The sequence below is a fragment of the Paenibacillus sp. Cedars genome (assembly GCF_003184205.1).
Taxonomy (GTDB): domain Bacteria; phylum Bacillota; class Bacilli; order Paenibacillales; family Paenibacillaceae; genus Paenibacillus_AQ; species Paenibacillus_AQ glucanolyticus.
Genome location: NZ_CP020866.1, coordinates 3,051,536 through 3,070,173, shown reverse-complemented (window position 1 = coordinate 3,070,173; position 18,638 = coordinate 3,051,536). Strand labels below are relative to the sequence as shown.

Sequence of the window (18,638 nt, the reverse complement as noted above, 5' to 3'; positions counted from 1 at the left end):
CTTTTTGTTGTTGCGAGGGGCAAATGAGTGATTATGAGAGGAGTTACTAAATTTTGGCGGCTATTCTGGAAATTCAACGGTTAGCAAAACATTCCTGGAACCAAGACAACAGGGAATCCCCTTATCTGTTTGAAGAAGTGTCTGCTGTCATTCAGCAGCCGGAGTGCATCTCTGTCATCGGCCCATCGGGCCAAGGAAAAAGCACTTTGCTGCGGACGTTAGCGCTGCTGGATATGCCGGATCAGGGCGATATATCTTATGCGGGAATCTCCTATCGGGAGAAGGATCCCAGGTTGTGGAGAAAAGAAATTTGTTACGTTGCTCAGCAAGCGGTTATGCTACCAGGCAGTGTCGAGGATAATTTGGGAACGGCAAGTCGTCTTCATGGAGAGGTGTATGATGTGCAGCTTGCCGAGCAATTGCTGGAAGAGACATTACTTGCTGGACTGGATCGCAAGAAGAATGCCAGCGAGCTGTCCGGTGGAGAGAAGCAGCGGATTGCGCTCATTCGATCGCTGCTGCTGCGGCCAGCCGTGCTGCTTCTTGATGAGGTTACCGCATCGCTGGATAATATTAGCGCAAGAGCAGTGGAGCACATGCTGCAACAATGGCAGGCGAGGGAAGGAACAACCATGATCTGGGTTACGCATGATTTGGAGCAGGCAGCACGGACCAGCAGCAGGACCTGGTTCATGTCCGGGGGCACATTATTGGAAGATCAGCAAACGATTGATTTTTTTCGTCAGCCGGCAACAGAAGCGGGAAGGCAATTTGTGCGTTTCCTGGCTAGCGAGGCTGCACTATGACATTACTGGCGCTTAGTTTTACACTTCTCTTTGTCATCGCGACCATGCTCATTTCCGTATGGCAGAAGCTTGGTTTGGAGAAAGAGATTGCGACGGGTACGATACGTTCAGCCATTCAGCTCCTGGCTATCGGATATGTGCTTCAGTATATTTTCCGGACGGAGCATGTGATTTATTTGGTTATGATCATCTCGGTGATGATTGGGGTGGCGGCATGGAATGCGGCTCGGCGGGCTCCGGGGATGCGAGGGATCGTGTGGAGGATTGCGCTGTCGATACTGACAACCGAACTGCTGATGATGGGGATGCTGCTTGGCTTGAACATTATTGAACCGACACCCCAGTACATCATTCCGCTTAGCGGGATGACGATCGGGAACGCCATGGTCGTAGCCGGGTTATACGTGAATCAGATGCGGCGGGAGGTTCAATCCTCCAAGGGTGAGATTGAAGTCCTGCTCTCGCTTGGAGCCACAGCGTCGCAGGCCATGCAGGATGTGAGGAAGCGGGCTGTTAAATTCAGCATGATTCCAACAATCGACAGTATGAAAACAGTCGGACTCGTCCAATTACCGGGTATGATGACAGGTATGATTGTAGCCGGGGCAGATCCGGTGGAAGCCGTTCGCTATCAAATTCTGATCGTATTCTCCTTCACGGGTTCAGCTGCCATAACGAGTATGCTCTTGAGCATATTAAGTTATCGATTGATGCTTACAAAAGAATTGCAGTTGAGGCCGATACCTGAAGGAACCCGATGAGTCAAACTGCACTGATTCCTATTGGGAAGCAATACATAGGAACAACCATGGAGCTCTGCTGCTGATTGCGGCGGGGTTTCTTTTGTTGCGTTGAAGGCCAGGAATATTCTTGCTTAAAGAAAATCCTTTGAAAACTTTAGAACTTATCAGATACGGGTTCTGATAATAGAACAACATGATATAGTAGAATCAACTGCCTTAATTAGCTAATATGTTTTCTCATCATCACAATAAATGAAGAAAGTGAGTACAGCATCCATGAATAAAAAAGCCTTGTTCAATGACGGATGGACGTTTGCCAAAAGCAGTCTGGACGTAACGGATTCGGATAATCTGATCTTTAAACCTGTGGATGTACCCCACGACTGGCTGATCTATAACACCATGGATTTATATGAGAACAGCATCGGGTGGTACCGGAAGTTATGGTCGTGGGATAGCAAAGAGAACCAGCAGGTGCTATTGTGTTTTGATGGCGTTTACATGGATTCTTCCGTCTATGTTAATGGTCAATTGGTGGGAGAATGGAAGTACGGATATTCTTCCTTCGAACACGAGATCACGGAGGCGCTCGTTGAAGGGGAGAACGTCATTACCGTGAAGGTTGTGTATCAAAGCCCGAACAGCCGTTGGTATTCAGGAGCGGGCATCTATCGTAACGTGTGGCTCAAAACCAGGGATCAGAGCCATATCGTGACGGACGGCATTTATATCACGACCAAGCAGCACGAAAGCGGATGGCAGGTCGAAGTCGACACGGAAGTGAACACCATGGCTGATGTGTTTATCAAGCATACCATCGTGAAGGAAGGTCAGAAGATAGCTGAGGGATCCGAGAAGGTTGCAGCGGCCGTCCATTGCATATCGACGAACCGCCAAACCTTAGTCGTGGAGAATCCGTTGTTATGGAGCCCGGATGAACCCAGCCTGTATCAATTGATTACCGAAATGAGGCTTGCTGGAACAGATCAGGAATCAGAATCAGAACCAGATTGTCAGCATGAGGTTATTGAAAGCATATCCCACAACATCGGATTTCGGCATATTCAGCTTGATCCGAATCAAGGCTTTCTTCTAAACGGCCGTAAATTGAAATTGAACGGGGTTTGCGAGCATCATGATCTAGGAGCCTTGGGAGCCGCGTTTAACAAAACGGCCTTAGCCAGAAGGCTTGTCATTCTGAAAGACATGGGCGCTAACGCGATACGCACAGCACACAACATGCCTGCAAAGGAACTGATGGACCTGGCAGATGAGATGGGGATGCTCATCGTCTCGGAAGCTTTTGATATGTGGGAACGCTCGAAAACGTCTTATGACTATGCCCGGTTCTTCCAAGAATGGTTTCCACGCGATGTGAAGAGCTGGGTTCAACGTGACCGGAACCATCCAAGCCTCATCATGTGGAGCATTGGCAACGAAATCTATGATACCCACGCAGGCGAGAGAGGGCAGGAAGTAACAAGGATGCTGATGGAGGAAGTTCTGAAATACGATCCCAAGCAAAATGCAAGCGTTACCATTGGTTCGAATTATATGCCTTGGGAGAATGCTCGGAAATGCGCCGATATCGTGAAGGTGGCAGGTTACAATTATGCCGAGAAATATTACGAGAAGCATCATGAGGAGCATCCGGATTGGATCATCTATGGCAGTGAGACCGCGTCTGTTGTACAAAGCAGGGGCATCTATCATTTCCCGTTCGAAAAATCCATCCTGGCAGACGATGACGAGCAGTGTTCTTCCCTGGGTAACAGCTCAACGAGCTGGGGAGCAAAATCGGCTGAGGCGTGCATCCTGGCTGAGCGGGACATGCCGTTCTCACTCGGACAATTTCTATGGACCGGATTCGACTATATCGGTGAACCTACGCCGTATCATACCAAAAACTCTTATTTCGGGCAGATCGATACAGCGACTTTCAAGAAGGACTCCTATTATATCTATCAAGCGGCATGGACGGATTACCGGACTAAACCGATGGTACATCTGTTACCTTATTGGGATTTTAACAACGGTCAAATGATCGATGTTCGCATTTGCTCAAACGCGCCGAGAGTTGAATTACAGCTCAATGGCATAACCATGGGGACCCATGATATCGACCATGAACACGGAAGGGAGCTATTGGGTTGGTGGAAGATCCCTTATGTCGAAGGGGAATTGAAAGCGATAGCTTACGACGAAGCAGGTCGCATCATTGCTACGGATGTGCGAACCTCATTCGGTGATGCCAGGAGGATTGTTCTGAACCCGGATAAAGAAAATCTGATCGCGAACGGCATAGATCTTGTGTTCGTCGAAATTGCGATGGAAGATGAGGCCGGCCATGTTGTCGAGAACGCTAATAACCGGGTGCAGGTACATGTGACGGGTGCGGGGCGCTTGCTCGGTATGGACAACGGGGACAGCACGGATTACGATCCGTACAAGGGCCAGAGCAGAAGACTGTTCAGCGGCAAGCTGATGGCGATCATCGGCTCCACCTTGGAGCCGGGCCAGATCCGGATTGAAGTGTCTTCCATGGGTCTGGACAGCCAATTTCTTACCTTGAATTCCACAGCCGCACAGAATGAAGGAACGGAAGGGATAGCGGCCAGCACGAAGAATGAGAACCTGCCAAGCTTAACAGAGTGTGTGGAAGAGCTGCCGCTTCGGAAGATTGAGCTGATCAGCGAAAGGGGTCAAGCGTTTGATTCGTCCAATCGTGAGAAGGTGGTACGTGCCAGACTGCATCCGCCAGAAACCTCTTATCAGGAGGTCCAATGGGCTGTCGTGAACGATGCGGGGATCGAATCCAATATTGCAAGGGTAGAAGCCGATGGGCATGAAGCCAAGGTAACGGCCTTGGGTGACGGTGAATTTCGTCTTCGGTGTACAAGCCGAAACGGTACGGATAAAATCAAGCTTATATCCCAGCTGGAATTCAAAGTCGACGGTTTGGGGGCCGCTTACAAAGACCCGTACTCTTTCATATCTGCCGGACTTTATGATTACAGCCAAGGCGAAGTAGGGAACGGGAATGAAAGAGGTGTTGCTACCAGCAGAGACGGCGAGACGCAAGTCGGATTTCGGGACATCGACTTTGGTCCTCACGGCTCCGATACCATCACGATCCCGATATTTGCCCTCTCAAGCGAGGAGTACTCTTTGCAAATCTGGGAAGGCATGCCTGGTGAAGAAGGCAGCTCACAAATAGCCGATTGTATTTACCAAAAAGAGTCCAAGTGGAATGTCTATCAGGAAGAAACCTATCGGTTGTCGAAGAAGCTGCGGGGCGTTACTTCGATTTGTTTTATCCTTCATCAGAAGGTGCATATCAAGGGTTTCTATTTTCATGAAGGGAATAGAGCATTTGAGCAGAATTTTGCAGCGGATTGCGACCGAATTTATGGGGATACCTTTACCATTGTGGACAACAAGGCCGTTGAAGGGATAGGAAATAATGTTTCCCTGGAGTTTGATCAGATGGATTTTGCAGAAGCAGGCTCATCGAAATTGATCGTTAACGGCAGCTCTGCGATTGACAAGAATACGATTCATATCCGCTTTGAGAGTCCAGAAGGAGAGAGCAATCAGCTGGTAGAATTTACGCAGTCCAGAGGGTACGAAGAGCAGGTTTTTGATCTGGAACCTATCGCCGGTTGTTACAAGGTGACATTCATCTTTCTTCCGGGAAGTCAGTTTGATTTTGGTTGGTTCCGGTTTGTGCGGGTCGATGGATCATGAACGGGTTTACGAGGTTGCTGAGAAAATCGGCAGCCTTTTTTTTATATACATGAGTAAATGCTTCCGTGCGGAGGTTCAATAGAAAATTAATTAACCCTGCGGTATAATTCACTCACGAGTAAATGGACCCGAAGGGATCGTGAAGAGCATGAAGAAGTTCATTAACCAGGGGAACAAGAGCTGGCGGAGGATAACGATATGGACTGTAACTATCCTGTCCCTTGCTGTTATCGCATGCCTTCTCATTCTGGATTCACTTACGTACAAGCCGCTGGATGAAGCTGAAGCCGTGTTTCATAGCAACACGGAAATCGGTGTCGAACAGCTGACAGACGGTTACCGCTTCGAGCCCGTGAACGGGGATAGCCTTCCACCCGACATCATCTTCTATCCGGGCGGTTTAGTGGAACCTAAGAGTTATGCGCCTTTTGCCAGGAAAATGGCTGAGAAAGGATACCGGGTGTACATTGCTGCCATGCCCTTGAATCTGGCCGTGTTCGGACAAAATAAAGCCGACTCTTTCATTGAGGAATACCCAGACAACCGATATGTGATCGGAGGACACTCCTTGGGTGGTGTGTTCGCTTCTAGGTATGCGGCTGAACATTCAGATGCCATTGACGGTGTTTTTTTCTTGGCATCTTACGCTGACGGTAAGGGGGCGCTGAACGGTTTGGACATGTCCGTGCTTCAAATTACCGGCACTCAAGATGGGGTATTGGATAGATCGAAATGGGAGACTGCTAGGACGAATTTGCCTGACGGTACCATGTATGTAGATATTGCAGGGGCTAACCATGGGCAGTTCGGTTCTTACGGTTTCCAAAAAGGTGACAGGGAAGCCTACTTAACCGCAGAGGAGCAGTTGCAAGAAGTAACGGAAGCGTTAGACCATTGGATTCAGGAAATGGATTAGATTTCAGCTATCTTAACGAGAATGTAACCCGATTGAAACTTCTGCGTATAAAGGTTATAAACATGGGTACATGTTTAACACCAATAGAAGTTGAGGGATTCCATCATATGAATGTTGCGTATACAGATCAAGCCGATACGGGATATCGGCTGGCTGAGCAGAAGGCGGCTCAGTATTTTGCATCACTTTATGTACAGGTTAAGGAAAAGACATATGTGCCGATCCTGACAGAAGACATTCTAATGTGGAAAAGGAAGCATGTTCGTCGTGATTCATGGCTATCCTTTTTTTCCTCGGGACAGAGAAAACCTGATACCCGGGACTATCATAGATATATTGGGTGGCTCCATTATACAGGTAAACTGGATGGCTACTTGGATCGAAGCATTTCCTATATTTATATGAGGGATCTGGGCAAGGCCCTGGACTCGCCAGACACGAAAGCCAGCATTCATCGCATGGTTGCGGATATAAAAAAACATCTTCTTCAATCCACCAAATCGGATGGAGGAGGTACGCCGGATGGCATGAGTTTAGCCGGGTTATACCGGTGGGGCCAGAAGGAAGGCATCGAGAATGCCGTGATATGGGTCATCCATAAGCTGAAGCAAGTAGCAGGCCATATTCCGAAGGAGATGAATGCAGAGCATGCCCAGCGCAAATTAATGAAGATCATTGTGGGCGTTGTTCTGCATGTCATTGAAGATATGGATGACTCGGTATTGCCTGCGGAACGTTCAGCTCGTCTCGATGATGCCATCAGGCTCGGTTACTCCTATGGTCTAACCTATCCCTTTATCGACGATTTACTGGACTCGGGCGTCTTAAATGAGCAGGAAAAAGAACAGTATTCCCATATGATACGCACTGCGTTGCTTACCGGAACGGTACCGAAGCCAGGTGATTGGGGCGGTAATAACGTGGAGCTGATCCGTTTCGTGCACGCGGAGCTCCGTGATGCCTTTGAGTATATTAAGGGACACCAGCGTCCGGAAACGCAGGAGACGTTTTTCGAGCAAGCCAACGTGTTTTTTCATTCGCAGCATATCGATCGTATTAAGGATCTTTCCAATGCCCGATACACCAATGAAGAGTTATATTTGCCGATCATTCTAAAATCGTCATCTTCCCGCTTGATTGTGCGGTCAGTTCTAAGCGCTCAAGCGGATGAAGGCTTTGATGAACGGATCTTCTTTTACGGCATCTACAATCAGTTGGCCGATGATTTTGCAGATATGTTTGATGACATGGAGGACGAGGCCGTCACCCCTTACACCTATTATCTGAAATATCGCGGTCAACGCGCCGATCTGATCAACCCCTTCGAATTATACTGGGCCGTCATTTCCCATCTGATCCACAATGTATATGACTCGGATGCCAAGACGCGGGACGTGATTCTGGATCGGGCCATTAATGGTTTGAAGCGCTGTAAAGCACGGATCGGGATTGAGAAATATAACGAAATCATGGAGATATTCTCCTCGGGGAACCCTGACTTCAATCGACTGATTCAGAAGATGGTGCGGAAAGCAGATCATGTGGATTTTTTTGATAAGTTGCTGCGGGATCAGATCATCACGGTGTTAAGGAACAACCGCCAAGAAAAGGAATGCTTTTCGAACACCTTTTCAACCGTCCGCGATGAGATCAACAGCCAATTGCAAATCAAGCAGCCAAGCGATACACCGCCCATGCAAGTGTCGCTGATTGACACGGCCAACTACACGCTTGAGGGAGATGGCAAGCGTTTAAGGCCGATTTTAACTTGGGTCATGGGGGTAAATGAATACGGATTGGAGCCTTCCGCGATTGTGCCGCTCCTCCGATCCCTGGAATATATGCATACCGCATCCTTGATTTTCGACGATCTACCCTCACAGGATAACGCATCTACGCGCCGCGGGAGGCCAACCCTGCATCAGGTCCATAACAGCGCCACGGCAGAAATAACGGGTCTGTATTTAATTCAGAAGGCGATCGAGGAGCAGTCGTCGCTTGTGGGATTTGATACTAGCTCTGTCGTTTCCTTAATCCAGTATTCGTCTAAACGGGCTGGTGAGATGTGCATGGGGCAAGCGATGGATTTGGATTCCAAAGGGAAGAAGCTGACCCTGGAGCAGTTGAATATGATCTGCTTTTACAAAACCGGTATTGCATTCGAGGCCTCATTGGTCATGCCTGCCATTCTGGCTCAGGTAAATGAGGCAGAAATCGCCTTGTTGAAGAAGTTTGCTTATCATGCAGGCATAGCCTTTCAGATTAAGGATGATTTGCTTGATGTGCAGGGAGACCTGGAGCGGCTCGGCAAGCCCACCGGTCAGGATGCGGAGAACAACACGTCAAACTTTGTGACGATCCTGGGTCAGGAAGGCGCCAGCCAAGAGATGTGGGAACATTACTGCCAGGCGGTGGAGGCCTTGCAAGAGATGCCGCGGAACACTGCTTTTCTAAAGCATTTATTAAACTATATGGTTAATCGGGATAGTTAGTTCATTAATTTATATAGGTTCAAGAAGGTCAACCAGACTCAACGGGTTGGCCTGTTTTTGTGGCTTGATTGTCCTGTTGCAGGAGGCAATACACTTGAGTGCTGGGAATAGCGGAGGCGGAATGCGATATTCTGAACGGACATTTATGTCCTCTGCCCATGCAAGGTACAGGGGTAATAGTGGATACGATGCCGAAGTGGGGAGGGGAGCGACCGGAAGGTGCTCCGTCTATTGATACACCGGCATTTATGCTGCTCGTAAAGCACGTGGGAAGATGTGAATTTAAAGAAGAAACGAAGATGTAAAATAATATAAATATAGGTTGATAGTGGTATATGTTAGGCATATAATGAAAATGTAAGCGCATTAATATATGTAAGTTTAAGCAACAAGTGAATGTTCATCATAGATCGGTTTTTGGGCAATGAATCATGAACAGGAGGAGAGGTGATTTCAGCTTCAGTGGACCGTCCGCTGGAAGAACAGCTGTGTATGTACACTAGGTATCTATGAAACCTTGATCCGAAAATAATAGGAGGGAACATGATGCTAAGAAAAGGAATATGTGCAGTGATACTGTTCAGTCTTCTGGTCGTTCTATTGCCTGTTAACACAACAAACGCAGCGCCGAACTGGAATCTGGTATGGAGCGACGAGTTCAACGGAACTTCACTTAACAGGGCGAATTGGACTCCCGAAATCGGTACTGGCAGCGGCGGATGGGGAAATAATGAACTGCAATATTATACCGACCGTGCGCAGAACGTGCAGGTTACCGGCGGCAATCTGGTGATTACGGCACAAAAGGAATCCTACGGCGGGATGAATTACACCTCTGCCCGGATCAAAACGCAAGATTTAAAAACCTTTACTTACGGGAAGGTAGAGGCCCGAATCAAGCTGCCATCGGGTCAAGGGCTTTGGCCTGCATTTTGGATGCTTGGAAGCAACATCACCTCGGTGGGTTGGCCGAAGAGCGGAGAGATTGACATTATGGAGCGGGTGAATAATAACCCTTACGTGAATGGAACCGTACACTGGGACGCAGGAGGACACGCGGAATATGGACGGGTATCGGGCAATCTGGATTTCTCGCAGTTCCATGTTTACAGCATGGAGTGGGACTCCAAATATATTCGCTGGTTTGTGGACGGTGTGCAGTTCAATGAATTTTATATTGAAAATGGGACCGGCAATACCGAGGAGTTCCAGCGCCCGTTCTTTATTCTTCTGAATCTCGCAGTCGGCGGGAATTGGCCTGGCAGTCCGAATAACGCAACGCCGTTCCCGTCACAGATGCTGGTGGATTATGTACGTGTTTATCAGGACAATGGAGCATCGAACGTGATTAGTGACGGCATCTATACGATAGCTGCCAAGGCAAGCGGCAAGGTAATGGATGTTGTGGATGTATCCACGGCAAGCGGAGCTAAAATCCAGCAGTGGACCAACTACGTTGCAAATAATCAGAGATTCAGGGTTGAGAGCACGGGAGACGGATATTACAAGCTCACAGCTGTACACAGTGGAAAAGTGCTCGACGTACCGAACTCATCTACTGCGACCGGTGTCCAGCTGCAGCAGTGGGATGACAATGGGTCGAATGCACAGCGATGGAGGATTGTAGATGTGGGTGGCGGTTACTACAAAATTATATCCAAAACCAATGGGCTGGTCGTGGACGTTGCCAGCGCCTCTACAGCAGACGGGGCTGCCATTCAGCAGTGGAGTGATAACGGCTCCGATGCGCAGAAGTGGGCATTTACCAAAATCAACTGATCATAACAGGCAGTCCCTCCGGGGGCTGCTTGTTTCATTTTTTTCGAAGTATCCTTACATTGGCACAGGCTGACGCGTGACGGCATGTTTGGTATAATAATGAAAAAATCAGGAGGAGTTCGGATATGCAGCCTGTTCTATTCACTAACGGCCAGCTTTTTTTACCTCATGCCGCTTCACCTGCGGATTCCGTATACGTGGAGGATGGAGTCATACGTGCCATTGGAAAAACTGCCGAGCTGCGGCTGCAGCTGGCGGGCAGGGACTATCGAACGGTGGATTGGGACGGAGGCTGCGTGCTGCCCGGCCTGGTCGACGCCCATATGCATCTCGGCATGCATGGAATGAAGCTGGGCATGCTTGATTTTACCGAAGCGGCTTCCAAGGAAGAGATGCTGGCCATGCTGCGGGCGCGGGCAGCCGTTACGCCGCCCGGAGAGTGGATTCTGGGTCTCAACTGGAACGAGAACAACTTTCCTGACGGGAAGATTCCACACCTGCTGGAGCTGGATGAAATCACAACGGAGCATCCGGTGTATCTGACCAGAACCTGCTTCCATGCTTATCTTGGGAATTCGGAGGCTTTCCGCAGAGCGGGTGTCACAGCCGATACGCCTGATCCGGAGTCGGGGGCATTTGGCCGCGGTTTGGATGGCCGACTAAACGGCTGTATCTACGAGAACGCTTCGGCCCCTTTTGCCGATGTCCAGCCAGTGCCTGATCCGTCCATGCTGAAAACGGTGATGTTTCAGGCCTGTCAGGATGCGCTTCGGCTCGGCCTTACTGGAGCACATACCGAGGATCTTCGTTTGCTGGGCAGTGTTGAAGCTATGCTTCGCATCCATCGCGAGCTCAAGGAGGAGGGCCTTTACTTCCGAACGCATCAGCTGATGTATCATGGCTTTCTGGATGAGATGGAGGCACTTGGTATCCAGGCAGGCAGCGGAAGTAACTGGAACCGTATCGGTGCCGTCAAGCTTTTTGCTGATGGTGCGATCGGAGGCAGAACAGCGCTGCTTAAGGAAGCCTATTATGATGCTCCGCATACCCGAGGCCTGGCCATGCATTCTCCGGAGGAGCTGAGGGAGATTGTCGGCAGAGCACGCAAGCTCGGTTATCCTGTTGCATTCCATGCAATTGGAGACGGTGCGGCTGAAATGATGACAGAGGTGCTGGAGCAACTTCCGCTGAGTAGGGAAGCCAGGCTGCCGGACCGCTTCATCCATGCTCAAGTTGTACACCCGGATGCGGTGAAGCGAATGAGCAAGCTGAATTTAGCCGTTGACCTGCAGCCTCGTTTCGTAGCCAGCGATTTTCCATGGGTGCTGGAGCGTGTCGGCCCTGATCGGACAAGCTGGCTGTATGCATGGAAAAAATGGCTGCTTACAGGGCTGCCTTGTTCAGGCGGCAGCGATGCACCCATTGAGCCGCTGAACCCGCTGCTCGGAATTCATGCCGCCGTCACGAGACGCAAGCCGGAAGAGAGTCATGAGGGGTATATGCCGGAAGAGAAGCTGAGCATAACGGAAGCGATCCGGCTGTTTACAAGCGGCAGCGCGGGCGCCGCAGGAGAAGCGGGTCAGCGGGGAAGTATTGAACTCGGCAAATACGCGGATTTTACGGTTGTGGATCGTAACTTGGCTGATGGAATGGACCCGGATGACCTGCTTCGCACAAGTGTCAGGATGACGATTGTCAACGGGAAAATCGGTTACAGGGCTTAAGAATTAACGACAAGCAAGCAGCGAGCAGTCCGTTATCGGGCTGCTTTTTGTATTTTGAGATGGCAAACAGGTGTGTAGACGTGTCTCTGCTTCATATAATGGTATCGACCGAAAGTGCCGAGGAAGGGAGGAAGTCTGTGAACCGGAAATGGAAAACCTATCTCCCGATGTTGTGGATTCTAATGATTCCTGCGCTCAACATTTTTTATGGTATCCTGAATCAGGCGCATATGCCGGTGTACAGTCTGATGACGGATCTGGATGCCGCCATTCCATTTATGCCGATTTTTATTATTCCCTATCTGATATGGTACCCATTTATAATTATTATGCTCTTTCTGTTCTGTGCCAGAGATCGAAGTGTGTATTATCGGACGCTGCTGTCGCAGTGCATCGGTTTAATCGCTTGTTACATCACGTTTTTCTTGTTCCAGACAACGGTTGATCGGCCACTGATCATGGAGGCGGGGATTCTTGACTGGCTAGTGAACCTGGTGTACAGCACGGATAATCCTTACAACTGCTTTCCAAGCATTCATGTGCTGACCAGTTATTTGATGATCAAGGGTGCGGTCACCAGTGCCGGTTTTTCCAACAGGGAACGGACTGCAGTGAAAATATGTGCGTGGTTCATCATTGGATCTACCTTGTTCGTGAAGCAGCATGTTCTGCTGGACGTAGCGGGTGCAATCGCGGTGGTGGAGGTTCTGTGGTATTGGGTTGGAAGAGGGTTCCACGGACAGCGTTCTGCGCCAACAGCGGAATTCGTCCGCGAGGAGAACTTATCTTGAGGTTCCGTCAAAATTAAAAGTCAATCAGAGACAGATCAGGCTGAGGGCCCCGGGCGGCTCCGCAGCTGGTTTGCTTGCAAGCAAGTGTTCAAAACCGAATCGTAGTGAACATCGTAACTGGAATAAGATACCCTCAATGGATCATCCTTTCCGAAAATTTTATAAATAAGGTTTACCTGCGATATGGTTTTATATATAATGATTCTAATAAATGCGATGAAGAGACGAGTAAATAAATGAATTCTTGCACAGAGAGCTCCGGCAGTTGAGAAGGAGTGAAGCGTTCTTTATTGAAAAAAGACTCGAAGCAGCACATGGAAACCTCATGAGAGGTGGATGATGTGCCAGGAGCTCCTGTTACAGAGCTAGGGTATATGCATTACGTTGTAATGCCGTACTCGACGAGGCGAATATGGCGACATATTTGCAAATTTGGGGTGGTACCGCGAGTGTAACAATCTCGTCCCTGAGACTACGGTCTTGGGGGTGGGATTTTTTGTTATATCAGAAGAAAAACGAAGGCTCAAGGTAGGAATCCTACACCAATTCAGACGAGTTGAATAGTTATCTAAGAAGAAGCATATTGCATGCCATTATCCGTACTCTAGATTAGAACCGATGTATGGGGAACATGACGCCACTATGGAAGGATATGAGCAACGAATGTCAGAAAAACTTAAAGTTGGTATTGTTGGTGGAACAGGTATGGTTGGTCAACGTTTTGTACAATTGCTGGATGGACATCCATGGTTCCAGGTAACCTCTATTGCGGCAAGCAAGAGCTCTGCTGGCAAAACCTATGAAGAATCTGTGCAAGGCCGCTGGAAGCTGGCTACCCCTATCCCGGATCCTGTGAAAAGCATTGTCGTACAGGATGCTTCACAAGTGGAGAAGGTTGCTGCAGAGGTCGATTTCGTATTTTGCGCAGTGGATATGAAGAAGAATGAAATACAAGCACTGGAAGAGGCTTATGCCAAGACAGGCACGCCGGTCATTTCCAACAACTCGGCACATCGCTGGACTCCGGATGTACCGATGGTTATTCCAGAAATTAACCCGGGTCATATGGATGTCATTGCTGCACAGAGAAAACGGCTGGGGACTTCGAGCGGGTTCATTGCGGTTAAGCCTAACTGCTCCATTCAGAGCTATGTCCCGGCACTTCATGCCTTACTCGATTATAAGCCTACCCACGTGGTTGCCTCGACGTATCAAGCGATTTCCGGAGCCGGCAAGAACTTTACCGATTGGCCGGATATGCTGGATAACGTGATTCCGTACATCGGCGGCGAGGAAGAGAAGAGCGAGCAGGAGCCGCTGCGCATCTGGGGAAGCGTGGCAGATGGCGAAATCGTTAAAGCAAGCTCACCTCTGATTACGACGCAATGTATTCGTGTCCCTGTAACGGACGGCCACTTAGCTACTGTGTTTGCATCGTTCGAGAACAAGCCGGCGAAGGATGAAATCCTGGACCGGTGGCGGCAATTCAAGGGTAGACCGCAAGAATTGCGTCTCCCGAGTGCGCCAGAGCAGTTCATCACGTATTTTGAGGAAGATAACAGACCTCAGACCAAGCTGGATCGTGACATCGAGCGTGGTATGGGCGTCTCGGTAGGAAGATTGCGCGAGGATTCGATCTACGACTATAAATTTGTCGGACTCTCGCACAATACGCTGCGCGGCGCTGCAGGCGGTGCTGTTCTGATCGCTGAGCTGTTGAAAGCGGAAGGATATATTCAAGCTAAATAACGCATAGGGATTTCCAAAGGGCGGCTGCTTGTGCAGCCGTCTTTTTTTGTCATTTCACAATCCATACTGATGCTGGTTAAAGTGTCCTCTCCCGGCGGATCATGACGTTGACTAAGTCCACACTATCGTTTATAGTGAATTTCTGTGCTTCAATGCCCAAAAGCAAAAAAGCGCAAAAGCGAGAAAGTAAAACATATTAACCATCAAAACAAATGCTGCATAAGAAGGGACGGGTATCAAATCAAATCTCCCTCCCATATTAATGTACAAGGAGTCTCATCATCATGGAACGTCAGCTCAGTTTCTCCAAAAGCATCATCCTCATCGTATTTATTCTGGCACTGCTGTTTGTCTCCATCTTTCTTCTCAAAGCGGAGCCGCATCTGCCGCTGCTTGCAACCACCGTTGGCACAGCCGCGCTGCTGCGTTTATTCGGTTTCTCCTGGAAGAAGCTCGAATCTGCCATCATCCAGGGAATTCAAACGGCCATTATGCCGATTCTCATTCTATCGCTCATCGGAATTCTGATCGCTGTATGGATGATGAGCGGCACGGTGCCAACGATTTTATACTATGGCATGGATTATATAGAGCCGCATTATTTTGCGGTAAGCGCGTTATATGTGACCATCGTGGTCTCTATGTTCACCGGAAGCTCATTTACGACTGTCAGCACGGTTGGCGTTGCCTTTATGGGAATTGCCGCAACAACGGGCGTTTCTCCAACCCTGGCAGCCGGAGCGGTGATCTGCGGTGCTTGTTTCGGCGATAAGATGTCTCCGTTATCCGACACAACGAATTTTGCTCCCGCGGTAGCGGGAATATCACTCTTCACTCATATTGGCAACATGGTTTACACTACCGTACCGGCACTTATTGTTACAACGGTCTTTTTCCTGTTCGCACCAACGACGGACTCCCTGGATTTGTCTTCAATCGAGCAAATGAAGGTAGCTCTGAATGATGGGTTCCAACTTCATTGGCTGACATTGATATCGCCGCTCGCCGTTATTGCTTGCTCCATCAAGCGGCTTCCGATCCTCCCAACACTGATTGTGGGTATTGTTACCGGACTTATGGTAACCGCATTCGTTCAGCAGCAGACGGCCATCGATGTCTGGTTTAGTGTCATGCAAAGTGGTTACAAGAGCACAATCACGAACGAAATCGTGGCTTCCATAGTCAACCGTGGTGGATTGCAGTCGATGATGTGGTCCGTGTCCCTGATCTTGATTGCTTTATCGTTAGGAGGATTGCTTCAGCATTGCGGTATCATTGAAGCCTTTTTTCATAAAATCATTCAACCCTTGAAGCGAAAGTGCAGCATTGTCCTCATGACGGGCGCTTCTTCAATCGCGGTAAACGGTATGACGGGCGAGCAATACTTGTCCATTCTTTTGCCAGGACAAATGTTCAAGGAGGAATACGCCCGCCGTGGAATTCCAGCGAAGACGCTCTCCCGTACATTGGAGGACTGCGGCACGCTTGTGAATCCGTTAATCCCTTGGGGTGTCAGCGGGGCCTTCTTCGCGGCTACCCTTGGCGTTCCGGTTGTGGAATATGCACCTTATGCCGTATTCTTATGGTTAAGTCCGCTGTTCACATTTGCCTATGCATTCATACCAAGGTTGCAGCGAAACTCGCTTGGACGAGAAACATGAATTTTGAGATCCATGGATGATAAACAGCCCCGTCTCCAGATGTTCAGGAAACGGGGCTGTTTATTTGTTTATAATGATTTAAACCCGAGCCATAACGGGATGGATTTGGTACGATGATAAGGAGCACAGCAAACATCTTTTATTTGAAAAGGGGATGAGAGCTTGAATCATTGCAGGGATAACGAGCCCACGGCCGAAGAGCTGATGGAGCTGCACGTAGAGGCGATGTTCACGCATGATCCAAACGGGCGGATCCGCGCAATCCACGAGCCATGGCCGGGTGAGGATCCAGCCCCGCGTTTTTTCCTGGGTCGGACGATAGACGGGACGGCACTTTGCAGGTTTCGCCATGATGTTCCAGATAGTCTTGCTCTTCTATTGAAAGAACTGGTCGAGGACGAGCCGATTATGAGAGATTTCCAAGCGAAGCCCAAACATTTCGGGTCGTATATGAAGCTTCTCCAGAGCGGACATCACGCGACGGGACCCTGTTATTGTATTCCAGTTCAAACGACGTCGACCATCCAGGTGGTACGCATCACCCGAGAACATATGAGCGATCATTCGCTTGCCGGTTTCGAATGCCTTGCCTCTGAAATAGAATACGTACAGCCTTGCGTGGCACTTGTACATGACCGCAGGATAGTATCGGTCTGCCGCAGCGTTCGGGTGACAGCAAAAGCACACGAAGCCGGGCTTGAGACGTTGGGCGAGTTTCGCGGCAGGGGATACGCCGCCGCAGTTGTTGCGGGTTGGGCGATGGCCGTGCGAGAGATGGGGGCATTGCCGCTCTACAGTACTTCATGGGAGAATCTCTCCTCCCAGCGGGTAGCCGGAAAGCTGGGATTGTCCTTGTATGGAGTCAATTTCACCATCAAATGAAATCATTGCTGCAGTATGACATTCCTCGCAAAAAATCCCCTCAACCATGTGAGGGGAGAAGTGCTTGGTTCCATATCGTCAGCTTGAGCTGCCTCTTCTATTTTTATAATAGCCATGCCCTTGATTTCCATGCCTGCGCTTGTAATCTGAAGAAGAGCCTTTACGACGTGAATACCCATGGCTGCTGCTGTATTTTCTTCCGTAATTCTTAGCAGAGCTGCCATGATGCCTTCGACTATCACTATGAGATGAGGAGTGAAGAAGCTTATTGATTATTTTCTTAAACATTTCGGTCTTCCTCCTTTCTAGTTCATCTTATTCCAGTCTACGTAATCGGATCGTACCACAGAGTAAGCCCCATAATCAACTTCAGGGCCTCCTATCATTTGGATGGGAAGTTTTTGGCGTTAACCAGCCAGCGCAGCTCTTTCATAAACTCTGAAGATCCAGAATATGGATCTCGCAGCTGGAGTAAGCGTTCAATCATCATTTTCAACTCACTGGAGAGCTGCAATTCTTCCTGCCAGCTTCGCTCGGCGATAACGCTTTGGCTGCTCTCGGGCTCATAGACCGAATACAGCATAAACAGCATAAAATGGCCGATGTCCTGCAGATCCTCGCTTTCCTGCGATATTTTATGGCGTTCAGAAGATATTTTGCTGCCATGACGGAACCATGGCCGTGTTGGCTTCCGAAGCGGAGGCGGCTCGCCAATTCTGCGTGCCAACCCAAAATCGATGAGATTCAATTCTCCATTCTTAAACAGCACGTTGGGAATTCGCAGATCGAGATGAACAAAACCTTGTTTATGAAGGTACAGCACCAGCTCCATAAGCTGCATCGTAATAGACACGCAATCGGCTTCCTGATATTTTTGGTTTTGTTCAAAAATCAAGTCTTCCAGCGTATCTCCATTCATATAGGACATTACCAGATAGATATGGCGATGGTCCGTAAAAAGATCCAGGTAAGCCGGAATATGCGAATGCTGAAGAGATTTTAATATGGCAGCCTCCCGATTCAGCAAGTGTTCTGCGTAGCTGCCTTTGCTGGGTCTTGCTTGTTTGACGGCTACAATCTGACCACTTTTCCGATCCATGCACTTATATATTAAGCCGTAACTGCCTTCGCCAATCATGTTTTGAACAATATAGCGATTTCCCAGAACCGTATTCTTCTCGGCCGGATAGTCCCGCCAAGCGTTGATGAAGGAGCTCAAGGATGAAATAAGACGCATATCGACTCCAACTCTCCTTTTTGGTAAATCCAAATATCTCAGACCGCTATCAACGTACATTATATGCTTTTTGATGGGATTATACGAGTAGCGGAAGGTGCAAGAACCAGC

General features: G+C 49.0%; 13 protein-coding genes, 1 pseudogene and 1 other annotated feature. Of the genes and pseudogenes, 12 read left to right on the top strand and 2 right to left on the bottom strand.

Features of this window, described 5'->3' with window-relative positions:
• Positions 1-53: 53 nt before the first annotated feature.
• The 12 genes and pseudogenes from B9D94_RS15695 to aac(2')-IIb all read left to right on the top strand — a co-directional run bounded on the left by B9D94_RS15695 (position 54) and on the right by aac(2')-IIb (position 17,290).
• Complete coding sequence (locus B9D94_RS15695) at positions 54-806, top strand: ABC transporter ATP-binding protein (RefSeq protein WP_006210030.1); 753 nt, start codon at positions 54-56, stop codon at positions 804-806.
• The gene (gene fetB, locus B9D94_RS15690; RefSeq protein ID WP_036642701.1) at positions 803-1,567 is read left to right on the top strand and encodes an ABC transporter permease; all 765 of its coding nucleotides are present in this window, start codon (positions 803-805) and stop codon (positions 1,565-1,567) included. Before B9D94_RS15695 ends, fetB begins: the two co-directional genes overlap by 4 nt.
• A gap of 258 nt (positions 1,568-1,825) precedes the next feature.
• Positions 1,826-5,296: a glycoside hydrolase family 2 TIM barrel-domain containing protein gene (locus B9D94_RS15685; RefSeq protein WP_148248801.1), complete on the top strand. Its 3,471-nt coding sequence runs from the start codon at positions 1,826-1,828 to the stop codon at positions 5,294-5,296.
• Between the two features lie 148 nt (positions 5,297-5,444).
• Positions 5,445-6,212 (top strand): alpha/beta hydrolase, encoded by a 768-nt coding sequence (locus tag B9D94_RS15680; RefSeq protein ID WP_148247451.1) that lies wholly within the window; start codon positions 5,445-5,447, stop codon positions 6,210-6,212.
• Between the two features lie 107 nt (positions 6,213-6,319).
• Positions 6,320-8,704, top strand: coding sequence for a polyprenyl synthetase family protein (locus B9D94_RS15675; protein ID WP_148247450.1), 2,385 nt, complete (start codon positions 6,320-6,322; stop codon positions 8,702-8,704).
• A gap of 98 nt (positions 8,705-8,802) precedes the next feature.
• Positions 8,803-8,961 (top strand): annotated as a pseudogene (locus B9D94_RS15670) (VOC family protein); the annotation flags it as partial.
• A 289-nt stretch (positions 8,962-9,250) separates the two neighbouring features.
• On the top strand, positions 9,251-10,483 hold the full coding sequence (locus tag B9D94_RS15665) for an RICIN domain-containing protein (protein WP_063479408.1): 1,233 nt from the start codon (positions 9,251-9,253) through the stop codon (positions 10,481-10,483).
• A gap of 125 nt (positions 10,484-10,608) precedes the next feature.
• Entirely contained in the window at positions 10,609-12,207 is a 1,599-nt protein-coding gene (locus B9D94_RS15660) for an amidohydrolase (protein WP_148247449.1), read from the top strand.
• A 137-nt stretch (positions 12,208-12,344) separates the two neighbouring features.
• Positions 12,345-12,998 (top strand): phosphatase PAP2 family protein, encoded by a 654-nt coding sequence (locus B9D94_RS15655; protein WP_148247448.1) that lies wholly within the window; start codon positions 12,345-12,347, stop codon positions 12,996-12,998.
• A gap of 207 nt (positions 12,999-13,205) precedes the next feature.
• Positions 13,206-13,469 (top strand) — a binding site (T-box leader).
• 192 nt (positions 13,470-13,661) lie between these two features.
• A complete protein-coding gene (asd, locus tag B9D94_RS15650; protein ID WP_006210037.1) occupies positions 13,662-14,747 on the top strand; it encodes an aspartate-semialdehyde dehydrogenase in 1,086 nt (361 codons plus the stop codon).
• Between the two features lie 284 nt (positions 14,748-15,031).
• Positions 15,032-16,408 (top strand): Na+/H+ antiporter NhaC, encoded by a 1,377-nt coding sequence (gene nhaC / locus B9D94_RS15645; protein ID WP_036642685.1) that lies wholly within the window; start codon positions 15,032-15,034, stop codon positions 16,406-16,408.
• Between the two features lie 162 nt (positions 16,409-16,570).
• Positions 16,571-17,290: a kasugamycin N-acetyltransferase AAC(2')-IIb gene (gene aac(2')-IIb, locus B9D94_RS15640; protein ID WP_148247447.1), complete on the top strand. Its 720-nt coding sequence runs from the start codon at positions 16,571-16,573 to the stop codon at positions 17,288-17,290.
• Between the two features lie 78 nt (positions 17,291-17,368).
• Here aac(2')-IIb and B9D94_RS15635 read toward each other — a convergent pair whose 3' ends face one another.
• Complete coding sequence (locus B9D94_RS15635) at positions 17,369-17,578, bottom strand: hypothetical protein (RefSeq protein ID WP_076151039.1); 210 nt, start codon at positions 17,576-17,578, stop codon at positions 17,369-17,371.
• A gap of 94 nt (positions 17,579-17,672) precedes the next feature.
• Positions 17,673-18,527 (bottom strand): protein kinase domain-containing protein, encoded by an 855-nt coding sequence (locus B9D94_RS15630; protein WP_148247446.1) that lies wholly within the window; start codon positions 18,525-18,527, stop codon positions 17,673-17,675.
• Positions 18,528-18,638: the final 111 nt, after the last annotated feature.

Bases quoted from the DNA above. Each gene is read 5' to 3' on its own strand.
- fetB (WP_036642701.1), top strand. From the start codon at position 803: ATGACATTACTGGCGCTTAGTTTTACACTTCTCTTTGTCATCGCGACC.
- B9D94_RS15685 (WP_148248801.1), top strand. From the start codon at position 1,826: ATGAATAAAAAAGCCTTGTTCAATGACGGATGGACGTTTGCCAAAAGC.
- B9D94_RS15680 (WP_148247451.1), top strand. From the start codon at position 5,445: ATGAAGAAGTTCATTAACCAGGGGAACAAGAGCTGGCGGAGGATAACG.
- B9D94_RS15675 (WP_148247450.1), top strand. From the start codon at position 6,320: ATGAATGTTGCGTATACAGATCAAGCCGATACGGGATATCGGCTGGCT.
- B9D94_RS15665 (WP_063479408.1), top strand. From the start codon at position 9,251: ATGCTAAGAAAAGGAATATGTGCAGTGATACTGTTCAGTCTTCTGGTC.
- B9D94_RS15660 (WP_148247449.1), top strand. From the start codon at position 10,609: ATGCAGCCTGTTCTATTCACTAACGGCCAGCTTTTTTTACCTCATGCC.
- asd (WP_006210037.1), top strand. From the start codon at position 13,662: ATGTCAGAAAAACTTAAAGTTGGTATTGTTGGTGGAACAGGTATGGTT.
- nhaC (WP_036642685.1), top strand. From the start codon at position 15,032: ATGGAACGTCAGCTCAGTTTCTCCAAAAGCATCATCCTCATCGTATTT.
- B9D94_RS15635 (WP_076151039.1), bottom strand. From the start codon at position 17,578: ATGTTTAAGAAAATAATCAATAAGCTTCTTCACTCCTCATCTCATAGT.
- B9D94_RS15630 (WP_148247446.1), bottom strand. From the start codon at position 18,527: ATGCGTCTTATTTCATCCTTGAGCTCCTTCATCAACGCTTGGCGGGAC.